We start from the raw sequence: 6,138 nt of genomic DNA, 5'->3' as shown, positions 1-6,138 counted from the left end.
TCGCCGCGGAGGCCGCCGCCGCCGAGGCCGAGGCGCAGGCAGCCGCCGCCGCTCCGGCACGGGCCGGGACCGCAGCCAAGCCCGCCGCCGCGGCGGCCTCGAGCCCCGGCACCGCGGTGAGCGCGATCGCGAAGATCAGCAACAGCGCCGGACCGATCAAGCCGCAGGCGCAAGCTGCCGCGAACGCCGTGGTCAGCAACGTGCCCGGCGCCGGCTCGATCACCCTGGGCGGCACCCGGCCCAGCGCTGCCGACCCGCACGGTCACCCGTCGGGGCTGGCGGTGGACTACATGGTGATGTCCGACTCCGCCCTCGGCGACGCGATCGTCGCCTACCACGTGGCCAACTGGGCCGAGCTCGGCGTGGACTACATCATCTGGGAGCAGCGGATGCTCTCCTCGCCCGGTGGCTCCTGGAAGCAGATGGAGGACCGGGGCAGCGTGACGGCGAACCACTTCGACCACCCGCACGTCAACTACCGCTAGACGGCGCTGGCCCAGCCGATCACAGCGCGCCACCATGGGGTGGTGCTGCGGTCGGTGCTCCGGGCCGCGCTGATCGGTGCGATCGTGCTGGTCGTGGTGGTCGGTCTGCTGTGGACGTTCCAGCGCCGGCTGGTGTACCTGCCCGACGACGGCCCGGTGCCGGCCGCCGCAGGGATCGTCCCCGGTGGCCGGGACGTCGAGCTGACCACCGCCGACGGGCTGACCCTCGGCGCGTGGTTCGTGCCCGGCCCGACGGCCGACGCACCGGCCGTGCTGGTGGCCAACGGCAACGGCGGCCACCGCGGGGTCCGGGCGCCGCTGGCCCGGGCGCTGTCGTCAGCCGGGCTGGCGGTGCTGCTGTTCGACTACCGCGGGTACGGCGGCAACCCGGGCAGCCCGACCGAGGCCGGGTTGGCCCTCGACGTCCGCGCGGCGCGCGACTGGCTGCTGGCCGACGGCGGGGTCCCGGCCGAGCGGCTCCTGTACTACGGGGAGAGCCTGGGCGCCGGCGTCGTCACCGCGCTGGCCGTCGACCACCCGCCGGCCGGGCTGGTGCTGCGCTCGCCGTTCGTCGACCTGGCCGCCGTCGGCAGCGAGCACTACCCGTTCCTGCCGGTCCGGCTGCTGCTGCGCGACCGCTACCCGGTGGCCGAGCAGGTCGCCCGGGTCGAGGTCCCCACCACCGTCGTCCTCGGCACCGCCGACTCGATCGTTCCGCCGGAGCAGAGCAGAGCGGTCGCCGCTGCCGCCGGGCAGCTGCACCGCACGGTCGAGGTGCCCGGCGCCGACCACAACGACGCCGTGCTGCTGGACGGTGACCAGCTGGTCGCCGCCGTCGTCGAGCTGGCCCACCTGACGACCGACCCCTGACCACCAAAATGGCCATTTCGGTGGTGCGGAGCCCGGACGTCACCACCACCAAAATGGCCATCTTGGTGGTCGAGGGCGGGTCAGGTGCCGCAGAAGGTCTGGTAGGTGGTGCCGAAGTCGGCGGGGGCGGGGGTGGCGTACCGCTCCAGGCCCGGCCGCTCCGCGTACGGGTGGGTCACGGCGTCGAGCAGGGGGCCCAGCGGGGCCAGGTCGCCTTCGGTCGCCGCGGTGAGCGCCTCCTCGACGAGGTGGTTGCGCGGGATGTAGAGCGGGTTGACCCGGTCCATGGCGTCGGCGTCCGGGGCCAGTGCGCGCCAGCCCTCCGACCACGCGTCGAACGAGGCCAGGTCGAGGAAGAGGTTGCGGACCGGGTCGACGTCGCCGCGGGCGGCGGCGCCGAGCAGCCGGAACGCGGACGTGTGGTCGACGTGGCCGGCCTGCAGCAGGATCAGGAACTCCTCCACCAGCGGCGCGGCCACCGCGTCGTCCAGCCCCTCCGGCAGGCCCAGCTTGGCCCGCATCCCGGCCGACCAGGCCGCGTCGTACTGCGGCCGGAACTCGCCCAGTGCCGCCACCGCGAGCTCGATCGCGCGCTCCTGCTCCTCGGCGAAGAGCGGGAGCATGGCCTCGGCGAGCCGGGCGAGGTCCCACTCGGCCACGATCGGCTGGTTGCCGTAGGCGTAGCGCCCGCCGTGGTCGATCGAGCTGTACACCGTGGCCGGGTCGTGGGCCTCCAGGAAGGCGCACGGCCCGTAGTCGATCGTCTCGCCGGAGATGGTCACGTTGTCGGTGTTCATCACCCCGTGCACGAACCCCACCTGCATCCACCGGGCCACCAGCTCGGCCTGGGCGGTGACCACCGCGGCGAAGAGCGCCAGGTACGGGTTCTCGGCCTGCGCGGCGTCCGGGTGGTGCCGGCTGATCGCGTGGTCGGCCAGCCGGCGCAGCAGCTCGGCGTCCCCGCTGACCCGGGCGTACTGGAAGCTGCCCACCCGCAGGTGGCTGCTCGCCACCCGGGCCAGGACGGCGCCGGGCAGCAGCGTCTCCCGGCGCACCGAGCGCCCGGTCGCGACCACGGCCAGGGAGCGCGTGGTGGGGATGCCGAGGGCGTGCATCGCCTCGCTGATCACGTACTCGCGCAGCATCGGACCGACCGCGGCCAGCCCGTCGCCGCCGCGGGCGAACGGGGTGCGCCCGGAGCCCTTGAGGTGCAGGTCGCGCAGCCGGCCCTCCACGTCGGTCAGCTCGCCGAGCAGCAGCGCCCGGCCGTCGCCCAGCCGCGGGACGAAGCCACCGAACTGGTGCCCGGCGTAGCCCTGGGCGACGGGGGTGGCCCCGGCCGGGACGGCGGTCCCGACCAGCAGGCGCAGCCCTTCGGCGGTCCGCAGCGTGGCGGGGTCGAGCCCGAGCTCGGTGGCCAGCGGCTCGTTGAGCAGGAGCAGCCGGGGATCGGGGGCGTCGTCGGCCTGCCAGGCGACGGCCAGCTCGGGCAGCTCCCGGGCGAAGCGGTGGTCCAGGCTGAGGGTCGGTGCCGGTGCGAGACTCACCCCACCGAGGCTACGTCGGATCTCCAGACCGGCCAGTCGCCGCGAAGCCGGGTCAGAGGTGCGGCGCCAGCTCCTCGACGGCCCAGGAGCGCAGCGTGGTGGGCGTCGTGCTGAGCACCGAGCGCGGGTCGGCGGGCACGAAGTCCTCCCGCAGGCCGCGGCCCATCCCGACGAACCCCTCGACCTGGGCCTCGGACAGCCCCGCCGCCCGGAGGCCGGCGCGCAGGTCGTCGTCGTTGATCTGCTCGGCGCGGACCGCCCGGCCGGTGGCGGCGGCCACGATCCCGGCCACTGCTTCGAAGGTGAGGTCCTCCGGCCCATGCACGGCGAGCACCCGCCGGCCGGGCCAGCCCGGGGACAGCAGGTTGGCCACCGCCACCTCACCGATGTCCCGGGGGTCGACCCAGGGCATCGGCCGGTCGGTCGGCATGGTGGTGCGCAGCACGCCGTCCCGCAGCCCGTCGAGGTCGGACAGCAGGTTGGTGAAGAAGTACCCGCAGCGCAGGTGGAGCACCGGGGCGCCGGTCTCCTCCAGCTGCTCCTCGGTGCGCGCCAGCCCGTCGATCTGCCCGACGCCGTGGCGCTTCTCGGCGCCGACGCTGCTCTGGAACACGACCCGGGACACCTGGTTCTCCCGCACCGCGCGGGCGGCGACCGCGCCCATCCGGGTGGACGTGGCGACCGGGTCGTCGTCCAGCGTCGGCGGGTCGACCCAGTAGAGGGCGTCCGCGCCCTCGGTCGCCCGCAGCACCGTGTCCAGGTCGCCCTGGTCACCGACCACGAGGTCGACCCGTTCCCGCGTCTGTGGGTCCAGCTTCTCCGGGGAGCGCAGCAGCAGGGTGGGCCGCAGCCCGGCCTGCAGGAGCAGCCGGACCACGCGGGAGCCCACGTGTCCGGTCGGGGTGGTGACCACGATCCTCATCGACAGCCTCCGGTGGATGGGTGTGTGCTGTGGCGTACCCGGCCATGCCAGCACGGGGTGCCGACAGTTCTCCGGCGAGCGCGCGGCCGCGCCTCGTGCCCGGACACCTCGGGCGTCGGGGAGACTCCGCACGCCCTCACCTGGGCACGGCGGTCGAGACGAGGACGGTGCGACATGAGCGCGGACGGACGGCGGGCGGCGGTGGCCGGGCTGGTCTTCCCGGCCCTGCTGCTGGCGGGGTGCACGGACGACGGCCAGGCCGAGGCCATCCGCTCCTACGAGGTCGACCTGGTGGCCGACGCCGACGGCTCACTGGAGGTCGAGGAGACGATCGCCTACGACTTCGCCGACTCCGAGCGGCACGGCATCGAACGGCTGATCCCCGAGCGGGCGCCCTTCGAGCAGACCCGCGACCGGCTCTACCCGATCAGCGACGTCGTCGTGGAGAGCCCCACGGGTGCGCCCGCGGACACCGAGGTCACCAGCGAGGACGGCGTCCTGACCGTCCGGGTGGGGGACGAGGACACCGAGGTCACCGGCGAGCACACCTACGTGCTCCGCTACCGGGTCGAGGGGGTCGCCGACCCGGGGGACGACGGCGACCGGGTGGCCTGGAACGCGGTCGGGACCGGCTGGGAGGTGCCGATCGAGCAGGTGGACGTCCGGCTGACCGGCCCGGCGGGCGCGGCGCCGGTCTCGGGGGACTGCGTGGTCGGCACGGACGACGCCCTGACCGCCTGCCCCATGGACGTCGAGGCCGTCGGTGCGGTGCGCGCGGAGGCCGGCGGGCTCGACCCGGGGGAGGGCGTGACGGTGAGCGCCACCTACCCGGCGGGCACCTTCGCCGGCGCGGAGCCAGTCCTCGAGGAGACGTTCAGCCCGGCGCAGGCCTTCCGCCTCACCCCGGCGACCGCGGGGCTGGCCGTCGGAGGGCTGCTGCTCCTCGTCGTCCCGCCGCTGCTGCGGGCCCGGCGGAGCCGCCCGGCCGGATCCGGGCCGCGGGCCCCGCAGCTCACCCCGCCACACGACGCCCGGCCGGCCCAGCTGGGCACCGTGCTCGACGGGCGCGCCCAGCGGCACGAGGTCCTCGCCACCCTGCTGGACCTGGCCGTCCGCGGCCAGCTCCGGATCGAGGAGGTCGCCGTCGATACCGCCGACGACGAGCCGGACACCGACGTCCCCCCGGACTGGCGGCTGGTCCGCACGCCGGCCGACCAGCGGGGGCTGCGCCGCTACGAGCAGCTGCTCCTTGACGACGTCTTCGCCGACGGCGAGGTCGTCCGCCTGTCGGACCTGCAGCCACGGTTCCCGGCCATCGCGGCCCGGGCGAGTGCGGCGATGTACCGCGACGTGGTGGAGCTGGGCTGGTTCCGCGCCGACCCCGCCGCGGTCCGGCGACGCTGGTACGCCCTCGGTGCCGGGGTGCTCGTGGCCGGCGTCGTCCTGACCGTCGTGCTGGCCGTCACCAGCACGTGGGCGCTGGCCGGCACCGGCGTCGTCCTCGCCGGGCTGGTCCTGCTGGGGCTGGCCGGGCGGATGCCGCAGCGCACCCCGGAGGGCGTCCAGGTGCACGAGCGGGCGGCCGCGTTCCGCGACCAGCTCGCCACCTCCGACGGGCCGTGGTCCGCCGACGCGGACCAGCTGGCCGACCTCGCCGGTGCAGCGCGCACCGACCTCCGGGTCCGGTACCTGCCGCATGCGGTGGCCCTGGGGGTGGCGGAGGAGTGGACCACCGCGGTGCAGGCGGCCCGCCCCGGTGCCACCCCGTCCTGGTACGTGCCCGCGCACGGTGCCGGACACGTCGGCGTGTGGCCGGCGCTGCTGGCGTTCTCCGCCCCGGACAACCCGGCGCTCTCCCCGCCGGCGAGCGCCGGCAGCGGGACCGGCTCGACCTACGTGGGCGGCGCGGCCGGGGGAGGGGGCGGCGGCAGCTGGTGAGGCGGCGTCACACCGGCTCGACGACCGCGCCCTCCGCGGGGACGCCCAGCGGGACGACGACCGGCGGGCCCCCGTCACGGGGCCAGGACCGGTGGCCGCGGAAGGCCAGCGGCAGCCCGCGGGCGGTGAACGGGTCGGCGGAGTCCATCGCCTGGACGTGCACGTGCGGCTGGGTGGAGTTCCCCGAGTTGCCGCACTCGGCCAGCGGCTGGCCGGCCGTCACCAGGTCGCCGGGGCGCGCCCGCAGCGACCCCTCGCGCAGGTGGGCCAGCACGACGTGGGCGCCCCCGGGTTCGAGCTCGAGCACCACGTGGTTGCCGGCCAGGGCGCCGGCGCCGCCGCGGGCCCGGCTCGCCTGGGTGAGGGCGTAGGGCAC

At 75.7% G+C, this 6,138-nt stretch carries 5 protein-coding genes and 1 pseudogene; 3 read left to right on the top strand and 3 right to left on the bottom strand.

Translation table 11 applies throughout. The annotated features are described in order from the left end of the window. Both IN07_RS26040 and IN07_RS22515 read left to right on the top strand, forming a co-directional pair. Nucleotides 1–485 (top strand): annotated as a pseudogene (locus IN07_RS26040) (hypothetical protein); the annotation flags it as partial. A 42-nt stretch (nucleotides 486–527) separates the two neighbouring features. After that, complete coding sequence (locus IN07_RS22515; RefSeq protein WP_231558538.1) at nucleotides 528–1,355, top strand: alpha/beta hydrolase; 828 nt, start codon at nucleotides 528–530, stop codon at nucleotides 1,353–1,355. Between the two features lie 80 nt (nucleotides 1,356–1,435). Here the strand turns inward: IN07_RS22515 and IN07_RS22510 are convergent, their stop codons facing one another. Next, complete coding sequence (locus IN07_RS22510; protein WP_036340966.1) at nucleotides 1,436–2,902, bottom strand: protein adenylyltransferase SelO; 1,467 nt, start codon at nucleotides 2,900–2,902, stop codon at nucleotides 1,436–1,438. Between the two features lie 52 nt (nucleotides 2,903–2,954). Next, the gene (locus tag IN07_RS22505) at nucleotides 2,955–3,824 is read right to left on the bottom strand and encodes an NmrA family NAD(P)-binding protein (RefSeq protein WP_036340963.1); all 870 of its coding nucleotides are present in this window, start codon (nucleotides 3,822–3,824) and stop codon (nucleotides 2,955–2,957) included. 174 nt (nucleotides 3,825–3,998) lie between these two features. On the opposite strand from IN07_RS22505, the gene IN07_RS22500 reads away from it, so the two are divergent. Next, nucleotides 3,999–5,762 carry a DUF2207 domain-containing protein gene (locus IN07_RS22500; protein ID WP_036340959.1) on the top strand — a complete coding sequence of 588 codons (1,764 nt, stop codon included), beginning with the start codon at nucleotides 3,999–4,001 and terminating at the stop codon, nucleotides 5,760–5,762. A gap of 7 nt (nucleotides 5,763–5,769) precedes the next feature. Here IN07_RS22500 and IN07_RS22495 read toward each other — a convergent pair. Further along, nucleotides 5,770–6,138 (bottom strand): M23 family metallopeptidase (locus IN07_RS22495; RefSeq protein WP_036340956.1); only part of this gene is annotated, 369 nt, incomplete at its 5' end.

This window comes from Modestobacter caceresii (assembly GCF_000761485.1).
GTDB lineage: Bacteria > Actinomycetota > Actinomycetes > Mycobacteriales > Geodermatophilaceae > Modestobacter > Modestobacter caceresii.
The sequence above is the reverse complement of the archived record's forward strand: the minus strand, read 5'-3'. Positions and strand labels throughout refer to the sequence as shown.